The organism is Jeotgalibacillus marinus (assembly GCF_040801915.1).
Taxonomy (GTDB): domain Bacteria; phylum Bacillota; class Bacilli; order Bacillales; family Jeotgalibacillaceae; genus Jeotgalibacillus; species Jeotgalibacillus marinus.
Map to the genome: position 1 here is coordinate 1 of NZ_JBFMIA010000354.1, position 221 is coordinate 221.

Here is a 221-nt window from a genome sequence, read left to right on the forward strand (position 1 = left end):
CGAGATCATGACCACCTTGGATCGGAAGTTATCCATGAATGAAATGGCCGCTTCCATGCCCATTCTGGACGTGTAGGCTTCGATGTTTTGGGTGGCATACACGCACGCGCCACCGTGGCCTCTGGCTACGGCCAGGAACCTGCGATCTTCAACGCCAATCATCTCCTGTGCCTCATCAATAAGGAACAGAAGCGGTCTCTCCCCAGTCTTCTGCCAGTCCT

At 54.8% G+C, this 221-nt stretch carries 1 protein-coding gene; it reads right to left on the bottom strand.

The annotated features are described in order from the left end of the window. The coding region (locus tag AB1471_RS18155) for a type IV secretory system conjugative DNA transfer family protein (RefSeq protein ID WP_367781106.1) at positions 1-221 on the bottom strand (221 nt) is incomplete at both ends.